The following is a 25,345-nucleotide window of genomic DNA, read 5'->3' on the forward strand; positions in this document are numbered from 1 at the left end:
GGCGCCGGGCCGATGCCCGGAACCGCGGGTTCGGTAGCGGGCCTGGTCGGCCTGGCGGACACGGCTGTGCTGCGCATCAATCCGCTGCCGGGCCGCCGCCTCGGCACCCCGGAACTGACCGCGGCGATCGGCGTCCTGGTAGAGGCGGAGCGGCTGTGCGCCTCACTGGCCGACGCCGCCTGCGCCGAGCTGTTCGACCTCGCCGCGTCGGCCACCGGCCGGGATCTTCAACACATCCTGGAGCTGAAGCGGGCCGTGTACAACAGCCGCGCCCCCAGAGCGTCGGCCCACGCCCGCGCCTGGCCCGCCACGACCACCGCGTGGCTGGCGGCCTGGCAACGCAGCGCCCTCGCGCGCAGCGTGCTGACCACGGGGTACGAGACCCATCTGGCCGAGGAACGGGCCGCGCTGGCCGAGGCCGTCGGAGCTGAGCCGTTCCAGTTGTCGCTGGCGCTCACCTCTCCCCAGGTTCTGGAGGCGGTGCGCCGCTACGCACGCTCCGCCGGCCGCCCCTCCAAGCAGGACCGAAGGTCCGAACGGGGCATTCTTCAGCATCTGGCCCGGGCCATGGTGCGCACCTCACCGCTGTCCCGGCTCACGGCGATCGGTTTCGCGTCCTGGTCCGAGCAGGGCGTCGCGCTCGACCGGGTCGTCTTCCGGCGCCGCCGGACGCACTCGGTCCCCTCGGTGGACCGGGCGCTGTTCTCCCAACTGGTCGGTGGCCTGATGTCGGGAGCCGTCGCAGCGGGCGAAGGCGGCGCGCCGGGAGAGGGCGTCGGGCCAGGTGAGGGCGTCACCCGTGGGGGCGGCGTGTTGGTGACGGTGATGCAGAACCCGATGCTTCGCACCACGCAGGACACCGTGCGCTTCCACCAGCGCGACGGATCGCAGATCCGGGTGGTCTCCACCGCGCTCACCGATCAGTTGCGGACCCTGCTGGACCTCACCGCGCTGGGGCCGGTCGCCGTCGCGGAGCTGAGCCGGGCGCTGGCGGACCGTCTTGCGGGCACCGTGCAGCAGACCGAACGCATGGTCCGCGCCGCGTGCGCCGTCCAGATCCTGGTCCCTGGGCCGGTGTTGGACGAGCAGAGCCCGGACCCGTTGCCGGTAGCCACGGAGCTCCTGCGTGAGCACGCCCCGGTCGCGGCCGCGGAGCTGGCCCAGGTGTCCGGTGCGCTCGGCCGACTCGCCACGGCGACAGTGCACGAGCGGGTGGCCTTGTTGAAGCGGCTGGAGTCGGCGCAGCAGCGGCTGGACGCGCTCGGTGCGCAACCGGGTCCTCGGCTGCGGGTCAACGAGGACTACGTGATCGACCCGTTCGAGGTCTCGGCCGCCGGCTACCGGCAGGCCCTCGACGGCCTCGCCCGTACCGCCGAGTTCGCCGCGCTCTTCGACCGTCATCACGAGTACCGGGCGATGGCGTGCGGCCTGTTCGTGGAGCGTTTCGGTCAAGGTGCCTCGGTCTCCTTGGTCGACCACGCCGCTGGCCTGGTGGCCGGCGTCCTTGGTCGCGAGGCCCGGATCGGCGACCCGACGGTCGGTGGCCCGGCAATCGGCGATCCGGCGGTGGTCGATGATCCCGCTGCCCATGACCTCGCCCAGGGCTTCGGCCCGCGTGACGGTTCGCTGACCGCGTTGCTGAGGCTGCGGACGACTGCAGTGCGCACGCTCGCCGAGCAGATCGCCCGCCATCGGACCGAGCGGGCGCAGGCCGAGGAGTTGGCGCTGGATCCCGGGCTGCTGGCCGAGTTGGTGTCCGCGTTGCCCGAGAGGTTCCGGCGGTCGGCGGCCTCGTACGCACTCGTGGTCCAGCCGGTCGGAGGGCGGCTGGTGCTCAACGGCTGCTACCCCGGCCACGGCCAGCTCGGTATGCGTTTCCTCGGCGCGGACCGCGATCTGGGCGGCCGGGCAGCGAAGTCGGTCGCGCGCCGTGCGACCGCCCTCTTCTCGGCGGACGGGGCCGACGTGCGGGAGGACCGCGGGCTGCACGGAGCCAACATCAACCACCGGATCCCGCTGCTGGAGCGCGCCGTCACCCCCGAGGACTGGCTCGGGGTCCGGCTGGCGCACGATCCGGTCCAGGACGAGCTGGTGCTGCTGGACGCGGACGGCGAGCGGGTGCGTCCGGTCTCGCTGGGAATGGGCTGGCCTGAGCTGCACCCGGCCCCGCTGCGACTGGCCACCTGGCTGTCCGACGTGGGCCGGGTGAACATCGAGTCCTTCGGTTGGGGACAGGCCCCCGCGGCGGACCGCACCTGTGCCGTCCCCCGGCTGACGGTGGGTCATGTGGTGCTCCAGCGCCGCCGCTGGTACCCCGGGGCCGACTTCCCGTCCGCTCCCGGGCCCGACGGGCCGGCGAGGCATCTGGTCGACCTCACGGCCTGGCGGGCGGCGAACGGCGTCCCGGACGAAGTCGTGATCAAGACCGGCTACGACGCCGCCGTGATCACGCGTGCCATCACGACCGGCGCCTATCCGGCGCATCGGCATCCGGAGAAGCCGCAGTACGTGGACCTGGCCAGCGCGCTGGCCGTGCGGACGCTGCCCCGGTTCCTGGACCGCCGCCCCCCCGGCAACTACCTGGAAGAGGCCCTGCCGGGGGTCCGCCAGGGGCAGCACGCCATCGAGTGGGTCATCGAGCTCGACCGCCCCGCAGGGGCCCGATTCCAGCTGAGGAAACCATGAGGGTCAAACTGCGTCCGGACGCGCACTGCGCCCCGGTCCCGCAAGGGGTCTACTGGGCCCGGGGCGAGCACACGTTCGTCCTGTCCGGTCCGCCCGCGCTCCACTTGGTCGTCGACTCCCAGCTCGACGCCCTGCTGGGCGGTACGAGCCTGGACGAGATGGTGGCGGCGGCCGGGGACGAGCGGGCCCGGCCGGTCCTCGAGCATGTCGTGCGCGTACTGGTCGCCCAGGACGTGCTGATCGACCTGGACGCGGTGGAGGGCCCGCTGCCGGACCGGGAGACCGCCGCGCGCCATGCCGAACTGCTCTGCTATCTGGAGACCAACTGCGCCGAGCCGTACCGGGCCTTCGCCGCGGTGCGCGCCGCCCGGGTGGCGGTGGCCGGTGACGGAGCGGCGGCGCAGGCCGCGCGGCGCGGACTGGCCGCGAACGGCACGGGTGAGACGACGGAGCTTCGACTTCCCCTCGCCCCGGACCGCTCCGCGACGGCGACATCGGTAGCGGTAGCGGCGGAGACGGCGACGGTGGTCGTGCTGGTCGACGACCACGACAGCCCGTTGGATCTGTCCGCCACCGCCGCGCTGCTGGCTTCGGGCACGCCCGTGGTGCCGGTCGTCGCCGGGGCGGCGCTCGCCGTGGTCGGGCCGGTGTGCACGAACCCGGAGGAACTACGGGCCTTCCAGGCCGTTCAGGCCCGAGCCGCCGCCTGGCAGGAGGCCGGGACACAGTCCGCGGCGCCGCGCCCGCTGAGCGCGGTGCTGGCCGGCGCCCTGGCCGCCCAGGTCGTGCTGGAGCGGCTCTCCGGCACCGACCACGGTCGGCATACCGCGTGGGTGGTGCACGGCCATGCGGTGCAGACCGAGGTCGTTCCGGTCCCGGACGCCGGGCCGGGGCCGTCCTGGCGCGCGGTGGGCCCGACCGAGGTCCTCGTGGCGGCGCTCGCGACAGCCGATCGCGCCGACACCGCGCCCGGAACCGACGGCGGCGGCCCGGTCGGCGCGCACCCGACCGGCGACGCCGGAGGCGACTCGGAGTCCACCGGCCCGGCGCAGTTCCACCTCGACGCCGCAGTCACCGCCCGGTGGACCGGTCTCGCCCGCTGGGGCCGGGATCTCGATCTGCCGCAACTGCCCGTCAACCTGGTCACCGCCGAGTCGGCCGCGGGCCCGCACTTCCTGGGGTGGGGCACGAACCGCGCCGCCGCCGGCGTGACGGCCGGACTGTCGGTACTGCGCCACCGCGCCGCCCAGGAACGGACGGACGAATCCGACGCCGGGTGGCTCCCCGCTGCCGGGCTCACCCCGGCCCGCTGGCTGGCGGACGGGCTGCTGCGCCGGGCCGGCCAGGACGAACTGGCACCCTCGGGTGGCACGTCCCTGGCCTGGGAAGACCTCGGCAGCATCGTGGTCCGCTCGCAGTGGAGCGTGCTGCGGGACTTCTTCGGTGTCCCCGCCGCGCTGCGACTGCACACGGTCTCGGGGCTGGACTGGCAGCTGGTCAGCGCGACGGATGAGCTCACCGGCGAGGTGCTGGACACCCAGTGGGGACCGAGCCGCGCCTCCGCCGCGTACGCGGCCCTGCTCGCCGCCACCGCCCGCGCGCAGTACCGGGCGGCCGGTCCCACCGCACCGCAGGCACCAGTCCTTCCTCCGGACCCGGTCGGCACCTGGGCGCTGGAGGTCGTCCCGGAACACCGCATCCATGACTGCCTGCGTCAACTCCTGGCGCGGGCAAAGGACATGGGACTGCGCCCGGGCGCCCGGCAACTCGTGCGCGACGAGGCGCTCGGCGAGCTGCCGCTGACCTGCGGTTGGGTGGGACTCAGATGAGCGCGCCGACCGACGGCCGCCCCGCCGCGTCCCGGGTGCTGCCCGGCCCCGACGCGCCGGACGGCCTGCTGGCCCTGCCCTGGCACAAGCCGTGGGACGGACGAGCGGACGCACCGCTGATCGCCGTTGCCGCAGGCTATGACGTGCGCTGGGAGCGGGAGGTATTCGGCCTCGCCCGCGCGCAGGGCAGATCCCTGCTCTCCGTCCGCGCGACCCCGGCGGAGATCCTGATCGGGCCGCTGTGGACCCCTGACGGCACGTCGGGCTGCGCCGGCTGCGCGCAGGCCAGGGACGCCGACCGCGAGCCGGCGGGGAGCGCTCACGGCCCGCACCACCACCACCCGGAGCGGCATCCGGCCGCCGTGGCGGTGGACGCAGCGGCCGCGCAGCTGGCGCCGCGGCCCACCTCGCCGGTCCTCACACCGGTCCTCGGGCAGCTCCTCGCCGAACTGACCGACCAGAGCCGGCCCTTGCTCGCCTCGGGCGAATTGCTCTCGCTCACCCCCACCGGCGTCCTGCGCCTGTACCGGGTGGCGCCGAGCATCCGCTGCACGGTGTGCACCGACAGCCCGGGCCCGCGGCGCGGCGATCCGGCCGAGCCGCCGAGCTCCCGCACGCTTCGCGCCCGGCCCACCGCCTCCCCGGTGCCCGACCGGGGCGAGCCGCCCTTCCAGCTGGATCCCGAAAAGATGCGCGACGCGCTGGCCGATCCTCGGTTCGGACCGGTGCTCGCCATGCAGCGCGCCGTGCGGGTCGGCATGGCGATGACCGAGACCCGCCTGCTCGGGGCGAGGTTCGCGGGCCACGGCCGCGGGTCGACCTTCCGGCACGCCGATGCCGTGAGCTGCCTGGAGGCTTTCGAGCGCAACGGCGGCTTTCCGCACGTCGCGCCGGTCGTGTCGGGCGCCACAGCACGGCAGTTGGGAGACCGCGCGCTCCCGCTGGACGGGCTGGGACACTACACCGCGCGGCAGTTGGACTCGCCGCAGGCCCGACTGCGGCCCTTCGACGAGGACACCCCGATGGACTGGGTGTGGGGCCACCGGCTGGACGACGGCCGGCCGCTGCTCGTACCGGCCGAGCTGGGCTTCTACCAGTACCAGTACCCCGACGACCCGGACGCGCCCGAACAGGCAGGCGGGAGGCACTTCTTCCATGACACCTCCAGCGGCTGCGCACTCGGCGGCAGCTACGAGGAGGCCACGCTGCACTCCCTGCTGGAACTGGCCGAGCGGGACGCCTTCCTGCTCTCCTGGCACCGCCGCCTGCCGCTGCCGCGGATCGCGGCCGGGGACATCACCGACCGGGAGTGTCTGCTGCTGCTCCGGCAGGTCAAGGACCAGGGTTACCAGGTGCACCTGCTGGCCGCCACTGCGGATCTCTCGATCCCGGTGGTCTGGGCGCTGGCGTTGCGCGAGGACGGCCGGATGCCCGCCACCCTCAGTGCCGCCGGTTCCGGGGCCGATCCGATGGGGGCCGTCAGGGCCGGCTTGTGGGAGCTGTCCCAGATGGTCGGCGCGGGGGCGGACTGGGACGTCGAGGCGGCCCGGCCGCTCGTGAACGATCCCTGGCTCGTCCAGGAGATGTCCGACCACCACAAGCGGTACGCGTACCCGGAACTGCTTCCCCGCGTGCAAGCCCTGCTGGGTGGACCGACAACGAGCCTGGCCGAGGCGTTCCCCGGCTGGCCGGGAGTCTTCACCAGGGCCGCCCAGGGGGACCTGACGCAGGCGCTGCGCTTCGTCGAAGGACTGTTCCGGCAGGCCGGTCTGGACCGCATCGTGGTGGTGGACCAGTCCACGCCCGAGCACACCGCCGCCGGCCTGTCCGTCGTCAAAGCCGTGGTGCCCGGCATCCTGCCGATGTGCTTCGGGCAGGCACGGCAGCGGCTGTCCGGACTGCCGCGGCTGACGAACGCGATCGCGGACGCCCACGGAGCTCCGCCGGGTGACGCGGACCTCCCGCTCGACCCCCACCCCTTCCCATGAGCGCCCTCGGAAAGGCAGCGTCACCGATGACGACGACCGACGTCCGACTGTTCGCCTACCGGCAGGGAGCCTTGCGGGTCCGTCTGACCGAGCAACCGGGGACCGACGACTCCGCGCCTTCCACGGCGATCCTGCCGCCGGCCGGGGCGCGCAGCCCACTGGGGCGGCCGCTCCCGTCGGGCACCCACCATTTGCTCGACCGGGCCCGGTACCCGCGGCCGCTCACCCGGGATGCCGTCTCGGCGCTGCCGCCCGAGGACGTACTGGGTCACCTGCTGGTCGCCGCCGTCGGACTGCAGCGGCGGGAACCCTCCCACCAGTTCAACGACCACCGCTCGGTCGCCTCCGTCCGCAGCAAGTTCCCCGTGCACGTCTTCGTGCTGGCTCCTGAAGGGTCGTTCTCCTACCTGGACCTCTACCGGCACGCGCTGGTCGATCTCCCCCACACCGCGGTCACCCCGGGCGATGCCGCCGGCCTCCTGCCCGCGCCCGGCGACCTCACCGTGCTCCTGGCCGCCCGCTTCACCGACCTGCCCCAGCCGTACGGCCGACTACGGTGCGCCCTGAGCCTGCTGGAACTGGGCATCAACCTGCGGGCGCTGCACGTCGCCGCGCATCTGCTGGGCGTCCCGGTCCGGCTGCGGTCGGACGGCACGGTGACCTCCGCGGCCGGCCGCCTGCTGGCGGGCAGCGGTCCTGGGACCTGGTCCCCGCCCCTGGTGCTGACCCTGGAGGGTGTCGGCCCGCTTCCGTCCAGCCGCCTCCTGCCGGGCCCGGCCGGCGCCGCCGAGGCGCAGGACGGTCCGGCGCAGTACGAGGCGGAGGCCGCGCTGCTGGCTCAGCAGTCCGGCCACGCCTCGGTCCTGGAAGCCGTGGAGGTGACCGCGCCCCTGGCTTCGCTGACCTGCGCCACGGCCGAGCCGGTACGCGGCGTGCCGTCCCTGCCGGACCTGCCCGCACCAGACGCCGTCGCGGCGCGGCCCAGCTGGGCGCAGACACTGTGGAACCGCTCCGCCGGCCGGTCTCCCGCAACGGTCATGGGATTCTCCGCCCGGCCCACGGTGCTCGGCGGGGAGGTTCTCGCGGACATGCTGGCATGGTTCGGGGAGCCCGCGCCGGAGCCGCTGCTCGCCGAGGTGGGTCGCAAGGTGCGGATCAGCGTCGCGCTCCAGCGCCTGGCCGGGCTGCCCACCGGCCGCTACGGGGTGGTGGAGGGGCGGATCGAGTCCGAGCAGCCGGACCCCGGGCTGATGCAGTCGCTTCAGGACGCCTTCAGCTATCCCCTTGGGCCCGATGTGGACTGCGGGTTGCGCCATGCGAACGCGATGTGGGTCTTCTCCGCCGACCTCGACGGGATTCTCCAGGAGTTCGGGCCGGCCGGCTGGTCACTGCTTCAGCTGTGGTGCGGCTGGGCGACGCACGGTTTGGCGATCGCCGCCGCCGCGCACGGCCTGTTCGCCCGCCCGGCCCGCTCCGTCGACGAACTCTGGCTGCAGCGGACCATGGACCTGCCGCGGGAGACGCTTCCGGTGTTCACCGTCATCTGCGGCCGTTCGCGGTTCGCCGAACCGATGTTGGACCTGCGGATATGACAGCTCGGAAGATGCCGGACCCACAGAGCCGGCAGGGCCTGCCGAGCGGGCAGGGCTGGCAGAGCTGGCACCTGCACGTGGCCACGTTCGCCCCGGGCGCCCTGGACGCCGTCGTGACCGATGTGGTGGGGGCACTGGCCGACCAGCTGTGCCTGCTCGAACCCGACGGCCGGCCGTGGTTCTTCGTGCGGTACTGGCAGGGCGGCCCGCATCTGCGTCTGCGCGTACGCGCGCTGTCGCCCGGCGAGAGTGACCGGGTCGAGTCGGTGCTGGTCGACCGTCTGCGCGCCCTCGACGCCGCCGTACCGCCGACGCAGCGGCTCGACCAGGACAGCTATGCCCTGGCCGTGCAGCGGCTCGCGACCGCGGGCGAGCAGGAGACCCCGCTCCCGATCGGGGACCTGCTCGCGCCGGGGGTCCGGCGGGCCGTCTACGAGCCGGAGTACCAGCGGTACGGCGGCCGTCACCTCATCGCGCTCACCGAACACCTCTTCCACTGCTCCAGCCGCGTGGCCCTGCGCGCCTGCCTGGCCAGACAGGGCACGCCTCACGCACTGGGCTCGGGACTGGAGGCCTTCGCCGCTGCGTGCTCGGTTCTCGACGGCGAGGGACCCGGCGGGAGCCGACGCCGCTTCCTGGCGGCGCAGCGCGATTCCTGGCTGAACTGGGCCCCACCCGCGCAAGGCCCGGCCGACGGCGCCGATCCGTGCGGCAGTTCCGGCGACATCCACCGCCGGCGTGCCGCGCTCGCCCGGACGCAGGTCGCCGCGCTCGGAACGATGGCCCCCCGGCTTCGCGGCGCGATGCGCGCCGGCGACCCGCGCTGGGCGCCGTGGACCGATCCGCTGCACGCCGCCCTGCGGACCTGGACCGAGGAGTTCGGCTCCGCCCGCGCCATGGGCGTTTTCGGCTCGCACCTCCACATGACGGCCAACCGGCTGGGGGCGGGTCCCGGGCAGGAGGCCCGCATCGCCGAACTGCTGCTGGACCTGCTCGACTGAAGGGGCCTCAGGCCTGGTTCAGTGCGCCCGCTCGGCACCTCGGCCCGGCCTGTACGAGCCCGGCCCGGCGGCGACGGTTCCCGGCGCCGCCGCCCTGACCCCGGCCTGGAAGCGGCTCGACGCACCCAACTGCGTCAGGATCTCGGCTATGTGGCGTCGGCAGGTGCGCAGCGAGATACCCAGGCGGCGGGCCACGGTCTCGTCCTTGGCCCCCTCGGCGAGCAACTGGACGATCCGGTGCTCGATCTCGGTGCCGTCCGGCAGGGACACCGGCTCCTGGGGGCAGGCCGCCTGAATCCAGGCGGCCTGGACGAACTGCGCCAACTGCCGCACCACGGCAGGCTGCCGGACCACGCTGACCTGCAGGTCTCCCCCTCCCGACGAGGGGATCAGGGCCACGGCGTCGTCGATGACGAGGACTTCGCCCAGTCTGGTCCAGGTCGTCCTGACGAGACGCCGGTCCTGCCCTGCCTCCGCGACGCGCGTCCCGGCCGGGCCGCTGATCAGTTCCCGCACCGAGAGCCGGGGGTCCGCACATTCTGCGTCCCGGGCCTTCAGGCGGTCCAGGAACGGCGAGTGGAACGAGCGGACGTGCGACATCCGCCGGGCTCCCCCGGCCACGGCATCCACCACGAGTTGAACGGCCTCCTCCTCGGACAGCACCTCCGGGGGCGCGTCGTCCGGTTGCGGGTCGTCCGTAAGGCGACCGGACCGGCCGCCTTGATCGGTCAGCGTCGTCACCAGTGTCCGGACCTGCGCCAGCTCGGTCTGCCACCGCTCCACCTGTTCGGACAGCCCGGCCAGCAGTTCACTCACCCTCGGCAGGAGATCTCCGTCCTCGACAGCGCCGTCGCCGTAGCCGGTCATCCGCAGCAGCTCCGAGATGTCCACCCGTGCGACGTCGGCAGGCATCGACGGCACGGAATCCGGGACGAGGACACTGGGCACAGCGGACACGCTTCCTCCTCGACAGGGCGTCATTCAGGCCGGTCAATGCTCGACCTGCTCGCCGGAGTGCGCCTCGAGCGAGTACTGGACGGCCAGTTCGAGGTGACCGCCGCTCGGACTACGGTCCGGGTTTGCGGGCCACCGCGGCAGCCGGTGTTGCCGGGCGGCAGGCTGGGGATCGGAGCCTGGGTATGGGTGCCAGTCGGGCGCCGGGACGAGCCCCGGGGGCACCAGCTCCCAGCCACGCAGGAAGGCCGCAATCTCGGTGCGATCCACTCGCCGACCGCCAGTAGCGACGTCGCCCCCGACAGCACCGCGCACGCTGTCAGGGCGAGCACGCCAGCCAGCCCGCGCCGCACACCGCGTGGATCTCTCGCGCGAGCGTGCCGGCGTTTGATCAGGTCGCGGTGCCAGCGCAGGACCGTGTCCGGGCCGACCAGGAGCCGAATCCGACGCAGAGCCTGCCGCGGCATCCCTGACAGCAACGCTGCCAGGAACGCCCGGTCCTCTGGCCGGAACCTTGGACGCTCGCTGCCGAGTTGCCGCTGCAGGACCGTGAGCTGGTGACGCAGCGCCAGGATCTCGACATCCTTCTCGCGGTCTCCCATCGGAAGCAGGCGCATGGCCGCGAAGGCGTGAGAGACGGCGAAGTAGGCGAAGCGCATGAACACGAGACGCGATCATGCCCGATCGGAAAAGTCCGAGCACAGGACCGCCCTGACCTGTATGGACGCAGTATTCGGCACCCACAGCTCCATGATCGATTTCATCCCGGGGCACGCGAATACCAGTGGATCACCTTCCACCACGACACCACCCCACCGCCCGGAGCCACACTCCCACCGCCCGGAGCCACACTCCTCGAACTGGCGGAGCCCGCTCAGGCGGTCACCGCCATCGCCCGCACCGTCACCACCACCATGACCGGCACACACTGAAACCCGGTCGGGCCGTCCTCCGCAGCGGCTCGACCTGGCAACCCTCAGGTCTATGCGTCATCGAGCGGCTCCAGGAGAGAGAGGAGCACGGGCCGTTCCGGCCTGCCGCGGCGACAGGTCGAGGGCAGGGCAGCAGGGTCAGGGCAGATGGACGACGGGTGGCATGAGGGTGTAGACGCTTCCCGTGTTGGTCTCGGAGACGACGTGGCCATCGCTGACGCTGAGCCAGGCAGCAGTCTCGGCCACGGCTTGTGAGGTGTCGTTGCGGATCGCGCTGATCCACAAGGGTGTTCCCGTGGCCGCGTCCAGACAGGTGACCTGTCCAGTGGAGGTGGGCACGTAGATGCGTCCGTCGGCGTAGACAGGTCCGGTCCCATCGCCGGGGGCCGCGGACAGGGACCGAGTCCACCTGATCTTGCCGTCGGTAGTGCGTACCGCCGTGATCTGCCCGTCAGGGCGCTGAGCGACGACGAGGGTGGGGGTGGCGATGACCGTGCCCATCAGCGGCTGCTGGAACTTCACGCTGGTCACCGTAGCGTTGGTGGTTTTGAAGTAGTCGATCCCGGAAAATTGGAGACCGTCCACGGTGGCGTCGCCACGGGGATACGTGGATATCAGCAATGGGATCGAGTCCGAGGCACCGGTTTGGTCGTCGACGGCGAACAGAGCGGTTCCGGTTGGGACCTTCGCCTGCCACAGGGTCTTTCCGGTATTGGGCGACAGCCCACGGACTGTGCTGACCGGGATCTTCCAGTTCGGTATGAGGAGGACTGCAGTCGAGGTGGCTGTGGCGGGCTGATAGCCGGTCTCTGGGACTTGCTGCCATTCGATGGCGCCGTTGCTCGGGTCGAGCGCGACCAGGATGCCGTCGTCGTCGACGGTGATCGTGTGCAGACTGCTCGGCGGAAGCACCGTTATGGGGCTGCAGTCGTCGACCATGTGAGGCTGGGTCCAAATCAGCGCCCCCGAGGCCGCGTCGTACGCGTAGACGGTGGCTGGGCCCCGCCGGGTCATATGTCGGCCACCGGAGATCGAATCGACGCAGCCGTGGGATGCGTACAGGACGACCCCCGTCGCAGGGGCGAAACCGATCAGGAACCTCGACGACGATGATGAACGGGGCGGGTCCGCTTGAACAGTGCGCAGGACTTTCCCGCTCGCCAGGTCAAGACGCTGGAACTCTGTATCCGACAGGCAGTCGAGCCCACCGTGGTACACCACGCACCGCGGCGTCGTCGCCATCTCGCCCACGCCGTTTCCCGTCGCAGGAGCCGACCAGAGTGCCCAGCCGCGCGGCCGCAGCGCCGCGGCCGGTTCCAGAAGCGGGAGGGATGGTGATGCGGTGGAGCTGGATGCCTTTCCGATGCCGTGGGCATGGCCGCTTTGGGCCCAGATCCACGTACCGGAGCCGGCCAGCAGCAGGGCGCCGGCGAGAGCGACAGCCAGATGGCGCCCGGACAGCTTCCTGCGCCCAGCCATGGCAGGGGCTTGTCGTGTGTTGAGGGGGAGTCGGCGTCGTTCGCCGCGCCTGCCCAGGAGTTGGAGGATCCGGTCCGGGGAGGGCCGGTCGCTGGGGTCCTTGCTCAGGCACATGCTGACGATCGGGGCCAGTGAGTCCGGGACCCCACTGAGGTTGGGCGGCTGGTAAACCGCGTTGTAGCCCATCACGACGTCGTGGTCGGAGTCGAAAGGCCCGTGCCCGGTGGAGGCGAACACCAGCACCGCACCGAGGGCGAACACGTCTGCGGCCGGCCCGACCTCACCGGGTGCCATCCACTGCTCGGGCGCCATGTACCTGGGGGTCCCCATGAAGTGCCCGGTCGTCGTCAACGATTCCAGGTCTGGCAGCCGCGAGATGCCGAAATCGATCACCTTGGGCGCGGCCTGGGCCATCAGCACGTTAGCGGGCTTCAAATCCCGATGGGCGATGCTGGCCTGGTGGATGTTCCGCAGGGCATCGGCCAGCCCGTAGGCCAGCAGCCATACCTGGTCAGCGTCCAGCGGCCCGTCCGTGCGCACCTGGCGGTCTAACGTGGGCGCGTCGACGAACTCCGTGGCGAGCCATGGCAGCGGCCCATGCGTGTCGAAGTCGAGCACCGCCGCCGTGTAGGCGCCGCTGACGGCCTTCGCCGCCGCAACCTCCCGGGCGAAGCGCTTCCGGAAGCCCGCCTCTCCGGCGAGCTCGGCCTTGATCACCTTGACGGCAGCGAGCCGGCCCGCCGGATTTGCGCCCAGGTACACGACTCCCATCCCGCCCTCCCCCAGTCGGCGCTCGATCTGAAAGGGCCCGACGTTGTCGGGGAGGGTCGGATCCGGGTCCAACGTGTGTACTCCTACGTGCGCCGCAACTGCTGTCACTGCCCGAGCACGGGCCGACCCGGCGTTCCCGTTGCGGAGGGGTAGTTGAGGAACCGCTCCGCCTGGCTCCGGACCGTTGCAGCCTTCCAGCGGTCAAGGGGCAATGCCATAGGGGCCCTGATTCTGTTTCGGATCTGATGCACGGCGAAACCCGTGTGCCGTTTGGCTCTCTTCTCCGAACTTGGACAGCGCTTGCTCCTGCGTTCCGTCTCGCATGTGCCCCCGCCACTGCAGCCGACCGACTGCCCGATCGCCTCGTGCTGATTCCTCCGCGCCAGCCCGTCTCCCGACGAACCCCTCCTCCCCAGCACTCTGTGGGTACCGAAAACTCCGTCCGGCCAGGTCAAGCGGCGTGGTGGTACTCGTGGAAATGTCCGCCGAGTCGGTCGTGCCGGCGTGTTCGCCGAGGTACGGGGCCAGATAGCGACGGTAGGAGCGGTCGTGGTTGTAGTGCCTGTGTCCGCCGGCGGGCAGGCGGGTCCCACAGTGCCAGGCTGACGCACTGGCCAGCATCCGCCCAGGACGGCGGGGTCCGGAGCGAGGAACGCAGGTCAGCCAGGTTGCGTCAGCCAGCTTGTGAGGGGCCCGACCTGGAGCCGGGCCCCTCACAAGCGAAGAGCCCTACGCGGGCCAGAACTGGAGGACGTGTTCCTCCACCTCGAAATTCGCGACCAACAGGCGTGCCCTCCACCGGTAGGGAGCTTCCTCTCCAGGCCTGTTGAACAAGTGGTCCGGGGGCAGCGGCGGCGCGAACATGCACTCGTTGGAAGTGCCGCTGGTGAAGGCCGCAGGGCGGTCCGTGGCGGTGCAGGAGAACTCTTCCACGTGGGTCCACTCCCCCGCGAGCGGCTCGGGTTCGGCTTCGTAGACCAGGAAGCTGATCTTGATGGAGTCCCACTCGGTTCCCGCGACGACGGTGACGCAGCCGCCACCGGGGGTGACGGTCACCCATCGACCACCGTCATCGGAAGGCAGTTCGACGCCCTTGGGGTCCCCCACGCCAAGGTAATACAGGGCATACGTCAGCTTGGCCATGCCGCTGTACTCGTCGACGGGAACCTGGTCGGTCATGGGCGGGGAGTCCTTTCAGACACGGGCAGGCCCCCTGCCGTCGGAGCACGGTAGGGGGCCCGTTGAGACTAGATCAAGCACCGACGTTCTCGAAGAACTTGTCACCGGGCAGGATGTGGTAGCGGCCGAAGAAGGTCCGCAGGATGCCGCCCTGGGCGCGGTTCTCACCGAGCGGAACCCACTTGATGGCACGGTTCGGCGGCCCGTAGGTGAGTCCACCCTCCATGACGTCCGCGAAGGGGTACTCATCGCAGCTCGGCGTGGTGTTGGTGTTACCGGGGATAACCGTCCACCAGATGTCACCCGGCTTCGGCTTGGCCTTGCCGCACACGTCATCCCGGTTCTTCGTCTGCTGGGCCGCGGTGGCACGGGTCAGCAGAATGCCCCCCGGCTTGCCGACGTGGAGGCCCGCACGCTGCACCTTGCGAATGTTGTCGCCGATTCCCTTGAGGGCTGCCATAGGCGACAGGGCGTTGAAGTCAGCGTCCACAGCGATTCGCTGCGGGTAGACGCAGCCCGCACCGTACTGCAGGTCCTCGTCGTCACAGCGGTAAGTGGCGCTCTTGGCCACCGTCATGCCAGGCGTGTAGCCGGGCTTGAGGTAGTTCATCTCGTAGCGGGAGGCGCTCTCGCGGGCCAGACCCTTGCTGACGGTGAAGTAGTAGTTCAGTGTGCCCGTGTGACTGCTACGGCCCAGGACGAACGGCCGTGCGAGCGCCCCGCTGGCGCTGACGTGGCACGAGGAGAAGCACGCAGGGATGAATGTGGTCTCGATCCCGCCGGCCGCGCCGACGATGGCGGCAGGGCCGACCGTGACCTTCTCGCTCCACTTGACGCCCGCCAGATTCAGGTGCGTCTCGTGGTAGACGGAGAACTTCGCGGTTCCCTCGGGGACGCCGTTGCGCAGCGCGACGACCGTCACGTCTTCGATGGCGCAGTCCATGGTGCGGTTGACCGTGTTGGTGAGGGTCTTCGGGACGACGCAGAATCCGGCCGGTGCCCCGACGACCTGCGCGTGTGCCCTCGCGACGCTGGCGATGTCGATCTGCCGGGTGGCGACGTGGGTGGTGATCGTCTGCCCCTGGGCCGGTGCGGCGGCCACGGTGGCTGCGCCGCCGGCGACGACGGCGAGAGAGGCCAGGACGGTGGTGAGCTTGCTAGCGGCTTTCACTGCTGACTCAGGCTCCTAGCTGGTCCGATTCGCTGACGCACCCCCTGCGCGCCGCTGCGGGACCAGGTGATCGAACATAGTCACGAGTTGCTGTTCGTATCCACAGGAACCATGGAGAGTGGCGTGATTCGTGCTGCTTGGCGAGAACGTGCCGCTCGCCACCGGACGACGTAGGCCACTTCACCATCAACGAAACGCTGCCCCCGGGATCGGCCGGCACCAGCCGCGTGGTCGTCGACCAGAATGGGACACACCAGGTGGTCGACGGCAACGGCGTCCGGGCCGTGCTGAAGGACAACAAGGACCTGAACCCGCCGTTCTACGTCTACACAGCCTTCCCGACCCGGAACGGAAGCTAGGAACAGAGAGACGCGTGGAAGACAGTGAGGCGGGGACTGCCGACACGGCCCTGCGTTCCGCATTCCTCGCGGCTCTCGGAGTGGCGGCGGATCGTTGGCAGGCAGATCTGCTCCAGCAGGAGTTGGAGTGGTTTGCGCACCCGCGCGTCAGGACGGCGGCGGCGCGGATGGAGCCACTGGACACGCTCGTCGAGTTCCTGGCGGCGACCCGGCTGGCCCTGCCACCGGAGCCGTTGCGGGTGTTCCGTGCGGAGCTGACGGCACCGACGACGTCGTCCGGGGCGCCGCGCGAGCGCGTGATCGCCCGGGTGCGGGAGTTGTTGGGCGCCCCTGCGGCCGTGCTCGCGGAGCAGCTCGATCGCTTGATTTCGCGCTGCGGTCAGGCGCAGCGCCCCCTCGACAGCGCCACCGTGCGCCGGCTCTACGCCGAGGCGTCCGACCTGTGCGACGTCTGGGTGCTCGCCCTACACGAGGGGCTCGTCACGGACGTCTCACCCGTGGGCACGGCCGACGAGTTGTACGCCACCGAGGGCGCGGTCCTCTCCGCTTTCGACCCGGCGGACCCGACGGACATCGCCGGACGACGACTTGCACTCGCGGACTGTGTAGGGCAGTTGACGGAGCTGGTGGCGCTCGACCGGTGGGGTCTGCTGCCTCGGCGCGACTGGCCGTCGGCCGAGGTTCCGTCCTTGGGCTGGCCCGCGGTGCTGGCCCAGGCCCAGTACCGGCTCCGCCAGATCGGGGCGGTCGGCGCACCCGCCGAGGTCGCGGACGGTGCCGGGCGCCGCGCGGCGCCCGTTGGAGATCGCCGTCACGCCGGGGCCCTGCACCTGCTGGCCGCTCTCGACCGCACGACCGGCCTGACGCCAAAGGACCTGGAGGCCGGACATCAGCGCATCCGACGCTCCCTGCGCGCGGTGATGCCCTGGGCGACCGGACTCCAGGGAGCCGACCTGGCCTGGGCCTTGCGTCGGCGACCGGAGCTGATGACGGACTACGGACTCGGACCACGCGAAGCAGTCGAGGAGACGGCGGCCCTGCTGCCCGGCCTCGTCGACTGTCTGCGGTACGCCGGTCCGGGCCCGGGGCCGGACCGTCTGCCGCTGAGCGGCTGGGAGCTGCGCGAGCTCTTTCCCGAGCTCGGCCGGCTTCTCGCGCTCTACCGCGACGGGCTCGCTCACGGGGATCTCGGCGAGTACCGGGAGTCCCAGAACCCTGAGCTCCTTCCGGCCCTGGTGGCCGAGGCCTACGTCGAGGCCGACGTCGAGGCCCGTGGCGGCTCCGGTCGGTTCGCGCCGCGCTCTCGGGTGAGCTTGCGGCTTTCGGCCTGCTCTTCGCCGGGGACGAGGCCACCGACCGGGCCCTCGGCCTGCTTGGCCAGGAGGCGCGCGACAAGGAGCCGGGACACCCCTGGTGGGATGATCTGACCTGGCACGCCTGGCTTCGATCCGCGGCCGCCGAAGTGATGTGGCACGCCCGGACGGGCTCCGACGGAACGCGAGGTTCCCGATGACCGTGGTGCTCCGCGCGTCCACGTTCAGCAGCCGGTCCGCAGCACAGGGGTATGTCCAGCGGGTGGTGGACCGCAACCACGACAGGATCGCGCTGTGGTTGGCCGGCGGGCCGGGGAACCGACTGGTCGTCACAGCCGCGTTCCCCGGCGAGGTCACCGGTCGTCTGCTCCCGAGTGCGACAGCCCTGGCGGGAGGCGGCCCCTTCGACGTCTCGGCGGTTCGCGTCGTGCTCGAACGAGCCGCCGACGCTGCCAATGGGTTCGTGGTCCGTTCCGCCTACCCAACCGAGGACTGAGCCGCCATGCAGCCGACCGGCACCAGGATGGGAAGGCGGCCACAGCCATGACCGAGGGTCCGCCCCGGGACCTGTCACCCACGCGCTGGCAGGGACGTCACGCCGCCGTGGGCGATCTGCTGGAGGCCTACGTGGGCCTGCCCGCTGACGATGCGCCGGGTGCGCCGAGCGCCGCGCTGGCCGAGTACCTCGGCGTGCTGCGCCTGGTCGACCCGGCCGGTCCGAGCGTCACTGCCGTGCAACTGCGGCGACTGCTGGACGAGGACGGGTTCGGCCTGTCCGGCCCGACGGGGCTCGCCTGGCCGCCCGTGCTCGACCGCCGCGCCTGGCTGGCCACCGTCGCCGAACTGATCGAGTCGGACTCGGGCTCCGGCCCGCTCGGCGGGATCCCGGCCACCGCCTGGGGCTGGCGGCGCCGCTTCCCCCAGCTCTTCCAGCTGTTCGGGGGCGGGTTCGGCGAGGACTTCCCGCTGGAGTACCCCGACCTGCCGCCCGTGGAGGCCGAGGCCCGGACGCTGTCCCACTGGCTCGTCGGCGCACCGGACGCGATCCGCGCCCGCGCTGTCGGAGAACTCCACGAACTCCTGGCTCTGCGATTGGACCGGACCGCTCTCGAGCTCGCCCTAGGGGCTCTCGGCCGCGACGTCGAACTCGCCCCGGATCCGCATGTGTGGCTCCGTCGGGTGGTCGCCTATCTCGAAGCAGCCTGAGCGGCACGGCCTGACCAATCAGGGGGCAGGTAGGCAAGGCGCAGCAACACGACGGGTGATCATCTTGCCGCAACCGCCTGCAAGGCCCTGAACTGCGTGGATGACATTCTCGGCAGGCGCACAGTCCGCCCTGCCTCAGAACCCGGGCATCTGGAAGTCGTTGAAGAACCACAGTGCGCTCGTGTACCAGATGACGACGACCGCAACCACCAGGAGACCGCCGGCGAGCGGTAGAAGCCATCCGACCCCCAGCCGGGAGCGAACGAATACCACCTTGGCCGCGAACGCGCCGTAGAAGAAGCAGGCGGAGAGGGAATGGACGGCCGCTCGCACGGGAGTGAGTTCGACACCATAGGTCTGAATGCAGTGGACGGTGATGGGGATCGTGCCGAGGAACACGAGGGCGCCGATCAGCCGGTGTGCGCGTGGAACGGCCTTCGGTACGGTCCTGACGCGCGGAAGCCGCCGGTACATCCACAGCGCCAGGAGCAGCTGGACCATCGCCAGCCCGAGGATGGCCGTGGCCAGTCTGGCCTTGAGCCGCACCGCGTCGGTCAGATGCTGCCCGAAGAGGCCGGTGGCGTAGTCGGGTGTGATGTTGCGGCCGACCAGGAACAGCGCCAGCGCCACAGCAAGGGCCAGGGCCGAAGCCGAGCCCACCACGATGCCCGTCCTGCGTCGGTGCGCATCCGCGTCCACGGCCCATCCTCCGTCCAAAGAGCCGGTGCGAGGGGGCGGACCGGTCGACCGACAGCCCCCTTACGGATGTCTGCCCAGGTCAGCGGTCCGCACCGAGTGCCGCGCGGGTCGCGGCGTTGATGGCGGTCCGGTTAGTGGAGCTTGTCGAGCTGGTTGGTGGCGTCGTCCACGAAGTAGACGGCGTTCTGGTTCAGGCCCACGGCCAGGCCGAAGAGGGCGCCCGCGCCGGGCGGGGTGCCGCTGGCGTCCAGTTGACGCCAGGCGATCTGGTCACCCTGCGGCGTGGTCTCGACGATGTCACCATCGCCGGCGTTCACGGTGAGCGCGTCCTCGCGGGGCGAGATGGCCAGTCCGGCGGCCAGCATCGGCGCCACCAGCGACCTGCAGCGGATTCGGAGTCTCACGCGCCCACCTCACTCAAGGGGACGGCCACCTCGCCGTCTCGTCACACACGGTCGCGTTCCATCACAGCACGCGCACGGTCGGCCCGACATACGACACGCACACCGGTGCGGCCTCGGCCTGGGCCGCCCTCGGCGAAACACATTCGACGGCCGAGCAGCGGTACCCGACGGCAGTGGCTTCGCGGTCGCGAACGCGTGGCGCCACAAGCCGCTACACCACTCCCGCCTCCCTGCGGCCCGCTCCTGACACACCGCCAACGAGGGAGCACACGCTTCCCCGTTACGACAGTCGGGCGCCGCTGCGGCCGACTGTGTCACCCGCACGCGTGAAGGTCGGGCGTGGGGTCGACGGCCCCGGGCAGCGGGCCGGGCGTCCGTGCGTAACGTGAATCCGCGACTCGCCGTCGGCGGGCCGGTGGCCGGTGTCACCGCTTCCCCAGGGCCAAGAGGTCTGTCATGAATCGTGCCATCACACTGGCTGTCGGCATGGCCGCCGTCGCGGCCTGCTCTTCCGGATGCAGCAGCTCCGGTACCACGGCTTCCTCGACCCCGCCCGCCAGCACCAGTGCCGCGACGACGACCGCCGGCTCGGCCATGCCCAGCAGCGGTGCCGCCACCCCAGCCGGAGGCGCCGCCACGGTGAAGACGGCGAGTTCGCCGCTCGGCCAGATCCTGGTCGACGGCTCAGGCAGGACGTTGTACCTGTTCAAGGCCGATACCGGGACGACCTCGACCTGCAACGGCTCCTGTGCACAGGCCTGGCCGCCGCAGACCACGACGGGGAAGCCCAGCAGCAGCGGAGTGACCGCATCCATGGTCGGAACGATCACCCGATCCGACCACTCCACCCAGGTGACCTACCACGGCCACCCGCTCTACTACTTCGCCGAGGACACCAAACCCGGCCAGACCAACGGCCAGGGCGTCAACGCCTTCGGCGCCTCCTGGTACGTGGTCAGCCCCAACGGCACCCCGGTCACCAGCGCCGCCTCAGGGACCGCGTCAGCATCTGCCGGCTCCACGAGCGGCGGGAGCGGGTACTGAGACCCACACCTCACTTCCGCCCCCTCGATGACGAGAAGCGACGGAGTGTCGCCCGGCGGGTGCCACTCCCCCAGGGACGATCGTCAGATCTGATACTTCGGAGGAGAGTTGGCCAGGGCGACGGGCGCTGAGTTCATCCAGACCAGGCGGAGCCTGCACGGACTGGCCGAGTTGCTGATGGCTGGGCCCCAGTTCCGCCGCAGCGGGACGATCCGGCTTCGGGTGATCCCAGGCGGATTCGCCACCACCAAGGAACCGGACATCAGGGTGCAGGACCTGCGCCTGATCGCCGGCGGACACACACTCTCCCTGGCAGGCAGTTACACGGACCTGGCCCACACCGCCGGGATCACCCCCGGAGCCCCGGTGGACCTCTACCCCCAAGGATGCGACATCGCCATCGAGGACACCATCGAGGTCGATCCGCAGTCCGCTGGGCGGATCTCCGACGGCCTCGCACTCGGCCTTCAGGCGCTGGGCCACTTCGCCCCGCACGAGACCGCCGTGCTGTGGCCCGAACACTTCGACCTCAGCATTACCTGGGACGAGGTCAACTTCGGCATCTCCCTCGGCGACGCATTCGCGGACGAGCCCTACGCGTACGTCGGGCCGTGGACCCCGCCGCAGTCGGACGCGTTCTGGAACGCGCCGTTCGGCGCCGCACGTCCCCTGAGCGAACTCTCCGACGCCCCCGCACTCGAAGCCTTCTACGCAGAAGGCCGTCGCCTGGCCCACCAGGCCCGTTCGGCCTGATGACGCTGCGCCTGCCAACCACCTCATCCGCGCCAGTTCAGTCGTCATGTTGGTACGCGTGGATGACGCCGGCGAGCCGGTCTGTCCGGCGTATGTCGAGGTGGGCAAGCTGCCCGAGTTCGAGCGGTGCAGGCACCGGACGTAGTGGCGCCGCCGGGTCCGCCCTCAACTACGTCGGATGATCCGGCACTTGTTCGAACGATCCGGGCAGTATCAGGCCCGACCGAATGAGCCGTACAGTCTGTTGTGGAATACCTGCTCCTTGGTTGGTGTGAGCGTGCGAATCCGTGTTCGTGGGTGACTGCTCGGCCTGACCGATCGACAGGGTCCGCTTCGGCGGCGATTGTTCCTGCTGCCCCAGCCCCCGGCGGCGTCCCACAGAGACGGCCGAGGAGACCTGGATGGGCGCGCGCGATATCAATGCCCGATCGACGGCAGACCGCCAACACCTGCGCCGGTGCGGGATCGGGAGGTCGGCCGCACTCGCGGTTGAGCGTCACGACGGGCCGGGCAGGACGACGATCAGGTTGACCGGCGAGCTGGACCGGGACTCGGGCCGCTCCTGCGTCGGGTCCCTGTGCCCTTCATCGACGGACTCTCCCGGAGTAACGAGCGGAAACGCGGGCGGTCGAGCAGCAGCACCGTCCGTCATGGCGGTGCCGACCGGGACGAGCTGGGGCTGTCTGAGGTGAAGTCGGAGACCGACATGACAAGGCTGACTGTCTCCCAGGTGATCGCCTACCTGGTGCGGGCCGTCCGGTGCGGCGACGCGCGGATGGCCCAGGAACTTCTGTCCCGGTTCAGCACGCTGGCCGAGTTGGAGGACCTGATGGAACTGCGGGCTGCACTGGAGGCGGACCTGCGCAGCGGACCGGACGGCCCCTCGCTCAGGACGTGAGTGGCTTCGATGCAGGACAGGGGGAACGCGGCCTCGGCGGAAATCAGGTGTCCAGGCGGCCCAGTACCGGTCTGCTCCCGCAAGCCGTACAGTCCGTATCGGATAGTGGACTATCTGTTCTTGGCTAGTGCGGGCATTCGAGCGTCCTGCGTCGAGGTGCCCCCGGCTGACCGACTGAGCTGACCGCTTCGGCGGTGATCGTTCCAGCTGCCCCAGACCCCGGCGGCATCCCGGAGGAGACGGCCGAGGAGATCTGGATGCCCACGAACCACATCACCGGCCGATCGATGGGAGCCCGCCGTCGCCCGCCGCCCCAGCGTGGGGCCGCGATGCCGACGGAGACACTCACCGTCGAACGGCACGACCGGTACGGCAGGGCCGAGATCACACTGGCCGGCGAGATCGACATGGCCTCCGCGCCGATCGTGCGCCACGCACTGTCACGCTGCCTGGCCGACGGTGTGCACGCCATCGAGGTCCACCTCGCGCAGGTCGGCTTCTGCGACTGCAGCGGGCTGAGCGCGTTGCTGCAGGCCCACCGTCAAGCCGCTGCGGCTGGGGTGTCCCTGCGGCTGCGCGACCCGAGACCCGTCGTGGCCCGACTGATCGCGCTGGCCTGCACCGACACCCCCCTGCTGCACCTGGGAGGCGTGGGAGAGGACTGCTGACGGCGCTCGGCCCCACGGACGCCGGCGCTGCGCGCGGCAGGCGCCCCCTACCCGGTCTCGTCCTGCGCGGCTCCGACGACGGCACGGTGGACCGATGGCGACGCCTCCGGCGACGCCGACCGATGCTCGGGCTGTTCCTCGGCCGCTCCGTGCGCTGTCAGGCTGCTGCAGCACGGCGTAGAGTCGATGGCGGAAATGCGTTGTCGGCGGGTTCGAACGCCCGAAGCCCCGTGCTCCGGCGTCTCGGACAGACCGACTGAGCCGGCCGCTCCAGCGGCAAGCGCTCCAGCTGCCCCAGACCCCGGCGGTGTCCCAGACAAGGCAGCCGAAGAGTCCGGGTGTCCGCGAACAGCGTCGCCGCCCGATCAGGGACGCATGCGGGCCGCCCACACACCAGACGGGCGTTGTCGGCGAAGGGGGCGGGCGTGGTCAGGTGGTGTCGAGCTCTGCGGGGCCCCGCAGATCGCGCAAGTGACGACACTGTCCGAACACACCGGTTGCGGCTGCTCCCAGGAATCTCGGCCGGGCTGGTTCGATTTCCTGCCGACGTGTTGTCCGCGCCTGAGCGCAGAACCGGAACGCGGGAGGCGCACACGATGCTTTCCCAGCACGAGCGACGCGCATTGTCCGACATCGAGGAGCACCTGCGCGCGAGCGAACCCGACCTGGTGCACCTGCTGGAGTGCTTCCATGCCTGGGCTCCGCCGCGACACCGCCGCCGCGGTGTCCGCCGCGTGGTCGGGCCGGCCGGACTGGCGCTCGCCGCCGTCCTGCTCGCCGTGGCGTTCACGGTGCGCAGCGCGGACGCGCTTCTGCTGGCCGTCACGCTCCTGCTGGCGGACGCGGCCTGGTGGACGCTGCTCATCGCGATGGCAGTGGCCAGACAGCGAGGCCTGAACGGCCGGGGGCCTCATCGTCGGTGACATCGGGTCACGGAGTGAGGGCGGTGATCGACCGCAGGCGTGCCGCTTGCGCCTGCGGATCGGCAACGGAGAGGGAGACGCGGCTGTGCGACGGAACCCCGTGCCGGCGGGCTCGGCCGGTGCGGTTCGGCGCGATGCGCAGCCCTGTGCCGATGGCAGGGCGGCACGCCGTGACATCGGGCGGAGCCTGCCTCCACCGCGTCCGCCAGGACACCCGGACGCGGATGCCGGAAGATGTTCCTGGTCAACCGGTGCTTCCCCGGGACGGCCCGGACGAAGGTGGACCAGGGCGGCGACGAACAGGACGACCGGGATGACCGCCGGCAGCCCGACCTGGCGGCCTGGTGGACTGGTGGACTGGGCCGGATCGGACGCCCCGCATCGGTTCACGACGCCGCCACGCGGGGTATGAGAGGGGTACCGAGGGTCTTCCGCACACCGGCTGCATGCCCCTGTCGTTCTCGGCGAACGCCGACGCCGGGCCTGCGCGCGGGTCCGGGGACAGGACGCGCATCATGTCCGTGCCACTCATGCGACCTCCTTCGGTCGCCCTTCCCCCGCCCCGCACGGAATCCCCCGCGCTGCGCCTCGCCCTGCGGCCCGCCGCCGGAGGCGGCGGCCTCCCCGTCGGCGCCCTGGACGGCGCCTGGTGGCCGCACTCCGACGACCTCCTTCGCGAACTGCCCTCCCTCATCCCCACGTTGGACCGGCTGTGGGGGCGGATCACCAGGGTCAACGTCAACCCTCGCAACTGGGAGTCACTGCCCCGCGAGGTTCCGGTCCAGGGACACGTGGTCAAGGTCGGCTGGTTCACCACCGAGCAGGACCCGCACAAGCTCCTGCTCCTGTCCTACCGCACCGGCCGCTGGGACGTGCTCGTCATCCCACCGCAGACCGGCCAGGCGGCCGCCGCCCGGCTGATGGCCGCCGCGGGCGACCCGGCCGGCTCGTCCACCGCGAGCGCCCTGCTCGCCGCCGAACGCGACCGCAGCGTCAACGACGCGGCCGACGCGGGCGACGCCCCGGCCCGCGACATCAGCGCGGAAGCCGCATGGGAATCCGAGGGCGGCGCGGCACGGTCCGTTCCGCTGATCATGCCCATCGGCCGCATCAGCGTGTCCTCAGGCAGGTGAGAACGATGACGACGCTCCTCACCGTGCTCGCGATCGCCGCCGTGATCTACGCCTGCGTGCTGCTGATCCAGCTGGCCAACGCCCGTCACACCGCCCTGCCGACGACAGTCCAGCCGCACCGTTGGGGCCTCCACCGACGTGGCTCTGCGGCCCGGCACACGGTTCACCGTCCCTGACGGCGGCGCGCCGGGTGCTGTTCCTGAACCTGCTTCGCCGCGTGAACCGGCGCTTCCTGCGCCGAAAACACCCGTCCGCAGCTGCGGACGGGTGTCCGCGCAGCGGAGCGTGACGAACCATCGAAGGGAATCGCAGACGGCCTCGGCACGTCGAAAGAGTTCCCAGCAGAACACCTGTTTGCCTGGTC

At 71.2% G+C, this 25,345-nt stretch carries 23 protein-coding genes and 1 pseudogene; 17 read left to right on the forward strand and 7 right to left on the reverse strand.

What is annotated here, in order from left to right; translation table 11 throughout:
- Positions 1 to 12: 12 nt before the first annotated feature.
- From DN069_RS07820 to DN069_RS39915, 5 genes are read left to right on the forward strand one after another with little or no spacing between them, the layout of a single operon-like run.
- Entirely contained in the window at positions 13 to 2,685 is a 2,673-nt protein-coding gene (locus DN069_RS07820; protein WP_111500121.1) for a lantibiotic dehydratase, read from the forward strand.
- A complete protein-coding gene (locus DN069_RS07825; protein WP_111500122.1) occupies positions 2,682 to 4,514 on the forward strand; it encodes a serine/threonine-protein kinase in 1,833 nt (610 codons plus the stop codon). The genes DN069_RS07820 and DN069_RS07825 overlap by 4 nt, the downstream gene beginning before the upstream one ends.
- Positions 4,511 to 6,502: a TOMM precursor leader peptide-binding protein gene (locus DN069_RS07830; protein ID WP_111500123.1), complete on the forward strand. Its 1,992-nt coding sequence runs from the start codon at positions 4,511 to 4,513 to the stop codon at positions 6,500 to 6,502. Before DN069_RS07825 ends, DN069_RS07830 begins: the two co-directional genes overlap by 4 nt.
- A gap of 26 nt (positions 6,503 to 6,528) precedes the next feature.
- Entirely contained in the window at positions 6,529 to 8,094 is a 1,566-nt protein-coding gene (locus DN069_RS39910; RefSeq protein WP_165845412.1) for a hypothetical protein, read from the forward strand.
- A gap of 11 nt (positions 8,095 to 8,105) precedes the next feature.
- Entirely contained in the window at positions 8,106 to 9,095 is a 990-nt protein-coding gene (locus tag DN069_RS39915; protein ID WP_165845413.1) for a thiopeptide-type bacteriocin biosynthesis protein, read from the forward strand.
- 18 nt (positions 9,096 to 9,113) lie between these two features.
- Here DN069_RS39915 and DN069_RS41385 read toward each other — a convergent pair whose 3' ends face one another.
- On the reverse strand, positions 9,114 to 10,052 hold the full coding sequence (locus tag DN069_RS41385) for a helix-turn-helix transcriptional regulator (protein ID WP_243638988.1): 939 nt from the start codon (positions 10,050 to 10,052) through the stop codon (positions 9,114 to 9,116).
- A 530-nt stretch (positions 10,053 to 10,582) separates the two neighbouring features.
- On the opposite strand from DN069_RS41385, the gene DN069_RS42570 reads away from it, so the two are divergent.
- A complete protein-coding gene (locus DN069_RS42570; protein WP_165845414.1) occupies positions 10,583 to 10,981 on the forward strand; it encodes a hypothetical protein in 399 nt (132 codons plus the stop codon).
- A gap of 138 nt (positions 10,982 to 11,119) precedes the next feature.
- On the opposite strand, the gene DN069_RS07855 is transcribed toward DN069_RS42570, so the two are convergent.
- The 3 genes from DN069_RS07855 to DN069_RS07865 all read right to left on the reverse strand — a co-directional run bounded on the left by DN069_RS07855 (position 11,120) and on the right by DN069_RS07865 (position 15,581).
- Positions 11,120 to 13,303 (reverse strand): serine/threonine-protein kinase, encoded by a 2,184-nt coding sequence (locus DN069_RS07855; protein WP_111500124.1) that lies wholly within the window; start codon positions 13,301 to 13,303, stop codon positions 11,120 to 11,122.
- A 657-nt stretch (positions 13,304 to 13,960) separates the two neighbouring features.
- Positions 13,961 to 14,410: a hypothetical protein gene (locus tag DN069_RS07860; RefSeq protein ID WP_111500125.1), complete on the reverse strand. Its 450-nt coding sequence runs from the start codon at positions 14,408 to 14,410 to the stop codon at positions 13,961 to 13,963.
- 73 nt (positions 14,411 to 14,483) lie between these two features.
- On the reverse strand, positions 14,484 to 15,581 hold the full coding sequence (locus DN069_RS07865; protein ID WP_111500126.1) for a NucA/NucB deoxyribonuclease domain-containing protein: 1,098 nt from the start codon (positions 15,579 to 15,581) through the stop codon (positions 14,484 to 14,486).
- Between the two features lie 526 nt (positions 15,582 to 16,107).
- Here DN069_RS07865 and DN069_RS07870 point away from each other — a divergent pair.
- The 3 genes from DN069_RS07870 to DN069_RS07880 all read left to right on the forward strand — a co-directional run bounded on the left by DN069_RS07870 (position 16,108) and on the right by DN069_RS07880 (position 18,459).
- On the forward strand, positions 16,108 to 17,367 hold the full coding sequence (locus tag DN069_RS07870; protein ID WP_165845415.1) for a hypothetical protein: 1,260 nt from the start codon (positions 16,108 to 16,110) through the stop codon (positions 17,365 to 17,367).
- A gap of 82 nt (positions 17,368 to 17,449) precedes the next feature.
- Positions 17,450 to 17,749 carry an RNase A-like domain-containing protein gene (locus DN069_RS07875; RefSeq protein ID WP_111500128.1) on the forward strand — a complete coding sequence of 100 codons (300 nt, stop codon included), beginning with the start codon at positions 17,450 to 17,452 and terminating at the stop codon, positions 17,747 to 17,749.
- Between the two features lie 47 nt (positions 17,750 to 17,796).
- Positions 17,797 to 18,459 (forward strand): hypothetical protein, encoded by a 663-nt coding sequence (locus DN069_RS07880; protein WP_111500129.1) that lies wholly within the window; start codon positions 17,797 to 17,799, stop codon positions 18,457 to 18,459.
- Between the two features lie 135 nt (positions 18,460 to 18,594).
- On the opposite strand, the gene DN069_RS07885 is transcribed toward DN069_RS07880, so the two are convergent.
- From DN069_RS07885 to DN069_RS41395, 3 genes are all read right to left on the reverse strand, one after another.
- Positions 18,595 to 19,158, reverse strand: a complete 564-nt coding sequence (locus DN069_RS07885) for a DUF6529 family protein (protein ID WP_243638989.1) — start codon at positions 19,156 to 19,158, stop codon at positions 18,595 to 18,597.
- Positions 19,159 to 19,289: 131 nt separating this feature from the next.
- Entirely contained in the window at positions 19,290 to 19,562 is a 273-nt protein-coding gene (locus tag DN069_RS07890) for a hypothetical protein (RefSeq protein WP_133259853.1), read from the reverse strand.
- A gap of 425 nt (positions 19,563 to 19,987) precedes the next feature.
- Positions 19,988 to 20,158, reverse strand: a complete 171-nt coding sequence (locus DN069_RS41395; RefSeq protein ID WP_243638990.1) for a hypothetical protein — start codon at positions 20,156 to 20,158, stop codon at positions 19,988 to 19,990.
- On the opposite strand from DN069_RS41395, the pseudogene DN069_RS41400 reads away from it, so the two are divergent.
- The 8 genes and pseudogenes from DN069_RS41400 to DN069_RS39925 all read left to right on the forward strand — a co-directional run.
- Positions 20,157 to 20,270, forward strand: a pseudogene (locus DN069_RS41400) (hypothetical protein); the annotation flags it as partial. The gene DN069_RS41395 and the pseudogene DN069_RS41400 sit on opposite strands and share 2 nt — an antisense overlap.
- Positions 20,271 to 20,375: 105 nt before the next feature.
- Positions 20,376 to 20,606: a COG4315 family predicted lipoprotein gene (locus DN069_RS41405; protein WP_243638994.1), complete on the forward strand. Its 231-nt coding sequence runs from the start codon at positions 20,376 to 20,378 to the stop codon at positions 20,604 to 20,606.
- A 108-nt stretch (positions 20,607 to 20,714) separates the two neighbouring features.
- On the forward strand, positions 20,715 to 21,359 hold the full coding sequence (locus DN069_RS07900) for a hypothetical protein (protein ID WP_207892082.1): 645 nt from the start codon (positions 20,715 to 20,717) through the stop codon (positions 21,357 to 21,359).
- Positions 21,360 to 22,065: 706 nt separating this feature from the next.
- Positions 22,066 to 22,257, forward strand: a complete 192-nt coding sequence (locus DN069_RS39355) for a hypothetical protein (protein WP_133259854.1) — start codon at positions 22,066 to 22,068, stop codon at positions 22,255 to 22,257.
- 257 nt (positions 22,258 to 22,514) lie between these two features.
- A complete protein-coding gene (locus DN069_RS07910) occupies positions 22,515 to 22,925 on the forward strand; it encodes an STAS domain-containing protein (protein WP_243638991.1) in 411 nt (136 codons plus the stop codon).
- Between the two features lie 596 nt (positions 22,926 to 23,521).
- The gene (locus tag DN069_RS07915; protein WP_111500133.1) at positions 23,522 to 23,848 is read left to right on the forward strand and encodes a DUF3040 domain-containing protein; all 327 of its coding nucleotides are present in this window, start codon (positions 23,522 to 23,524) and stop codon (positions 23,846 to 23,848) included.
- A 515-nt stretch (positions 23,849 to 24,363) separates the two neighbouring features.
- Positions 24,364 to 24,981: a DUF5994 family protein gene (locus DN069_RS07920; RefSeq protein WP_243638992.1), complete on the forward strand. Its 618-nt coding sequence runs from the start codon at positions 24,364 to 24,366 to the stop codon at positions 24,979 to 24,981.
- Positions 24,982 to 24,986: 5 nt separating this feature from the next.
- The gene (locus tag DN069_RS39925) at positions 24,987 to 25,157 is read left to right on the forward strand and encodes a hypothetical protein (RefSeq protein ID WP_165845416.1); all 171 of its coding nucleotides are present in this window, start codon (positions 24,987 to 24,989) and stop codon (positions 25,155 to 25,157) included.
- The last annotated feature ends 188 nt before the right edge of the window (positions 25,158 to 25,345 follow it).

This window comes from Streptacidiphilus pinicola (genome assembly GCF_003258295.1).
Classification (GTDB): Bacteria; Actinomycetota; Actinomycetes; order Streptomycetales; family Streptomycetaceae; genus Streptacidiphilus; species Streptacidiphilus pinicola.

Coding starts and splice junctions, on each gene's coding strand:
- DN069_RS07830 (WP_111500123.1), top strand. CDS start 4,511: ATGAGCGCGCCGACCGACGGCCGCCCCGCCGCGTCCCGGGTGCTGCCC.
- DN069_RS07820 (WP_111500121.1), top strand. CDS start 13: ATGCCCGGAACCGCGGGTTCGGTAGCGGGCCTGGTCGGCCTGGCGGAC.
- DN069_RS41395 (WP_243638990.1), bottom strand. CDS start 20,158: ATGGCCGAGCCGGCGGTCGTCGTCGCGGCACTGGTGCTGGCGGGCGGG.
- DN069_RS07910 (WP_243638991.1), top strand. CDS start 22,515: ATGCCCACGAACCACATCACCGGCCGATCGATGGGAGCCCGCCGTCGC.
- DN069_RS07825 (WP_111500122.1), top strand. CDS start 2,682: ATGAGGGTCAAACTGCGTCCGGACGCGCACTGCGCCCCGGTCCCGCAA.
- DN069_RS07915 (WP_111500133.1), top strand. CDS start 23,522: ATGCTTTCCCAGCACGAGCGACGCGCATTGTCCGACATCGAGGAGCAC.
- DN069_RS39355 (WP_133259854.1), top strand. CDS start 22,066: ATGACAAGGCTGACTGTCTCCCAGGTGATCGCCTACCTGGTGCGGGCC.
- DN069_RS41405 (WP_243638994.1), top strand. CDS start 20,376: ATGGTCGGAACGATCACCCGATCCGACCACTCCACCCAGGTGACCTAC.
- DN069_RS07880 (WP_111500129.1), top strand. CDS start 17,797: ATGACCGAGGGTCCGCCCCGGGACCTGTCACCCACGCGCTGGCAGGGA.
- DN069_RS39910 (WP_165845412.1), top strand. CDS start 6,529: ATGACGACGACCGACGTCCGACTGTTCGCCTACCGGCAGGGAGCCTTG.
- DN069_RS07875 (WP_111500128.1), top strand. CDS start 17,450: ATGACCGTGGTGCTCCGCGCGTCCACGTTCAGCAGCCGGTCCGCAGCA.
- DN069_RS39915 (WP_165845413.1), top strand. CDS start 8,106: ATGCCGGACCCACAGAGCCGGCAGGGCCTGCCGAGCGGGCAGGGCTGG.
- DN069_RS07860 (WP_111500125.1), bottom strand. CDS start 14,410: ATGACCGACCAGGTTCCCGTCGACGAGTACAGCGGCATGGCCAAGCTG.
- DN069_RS07920 (WP_243638992.1), top strand. CDS start 24,364: ATGTCCGTGCCACTCATGCGACCTCCTTCGGTCGCCCTTCCCCCGCCC.
- DN069_RS07870 (WP_165845415.1), top strand. CDS start 16,108: ATGGAGCCACTGGACACGCTCGTCGAGTTCCTGGCGGCGACCCGGCTG.
- DN069_RS39925 (WP_165845416.1), top strand. CDS start 24,987: ATGACGACGCTCCTCACCGTGCTCGCGATCGCCGCCGTGATCTACGCC.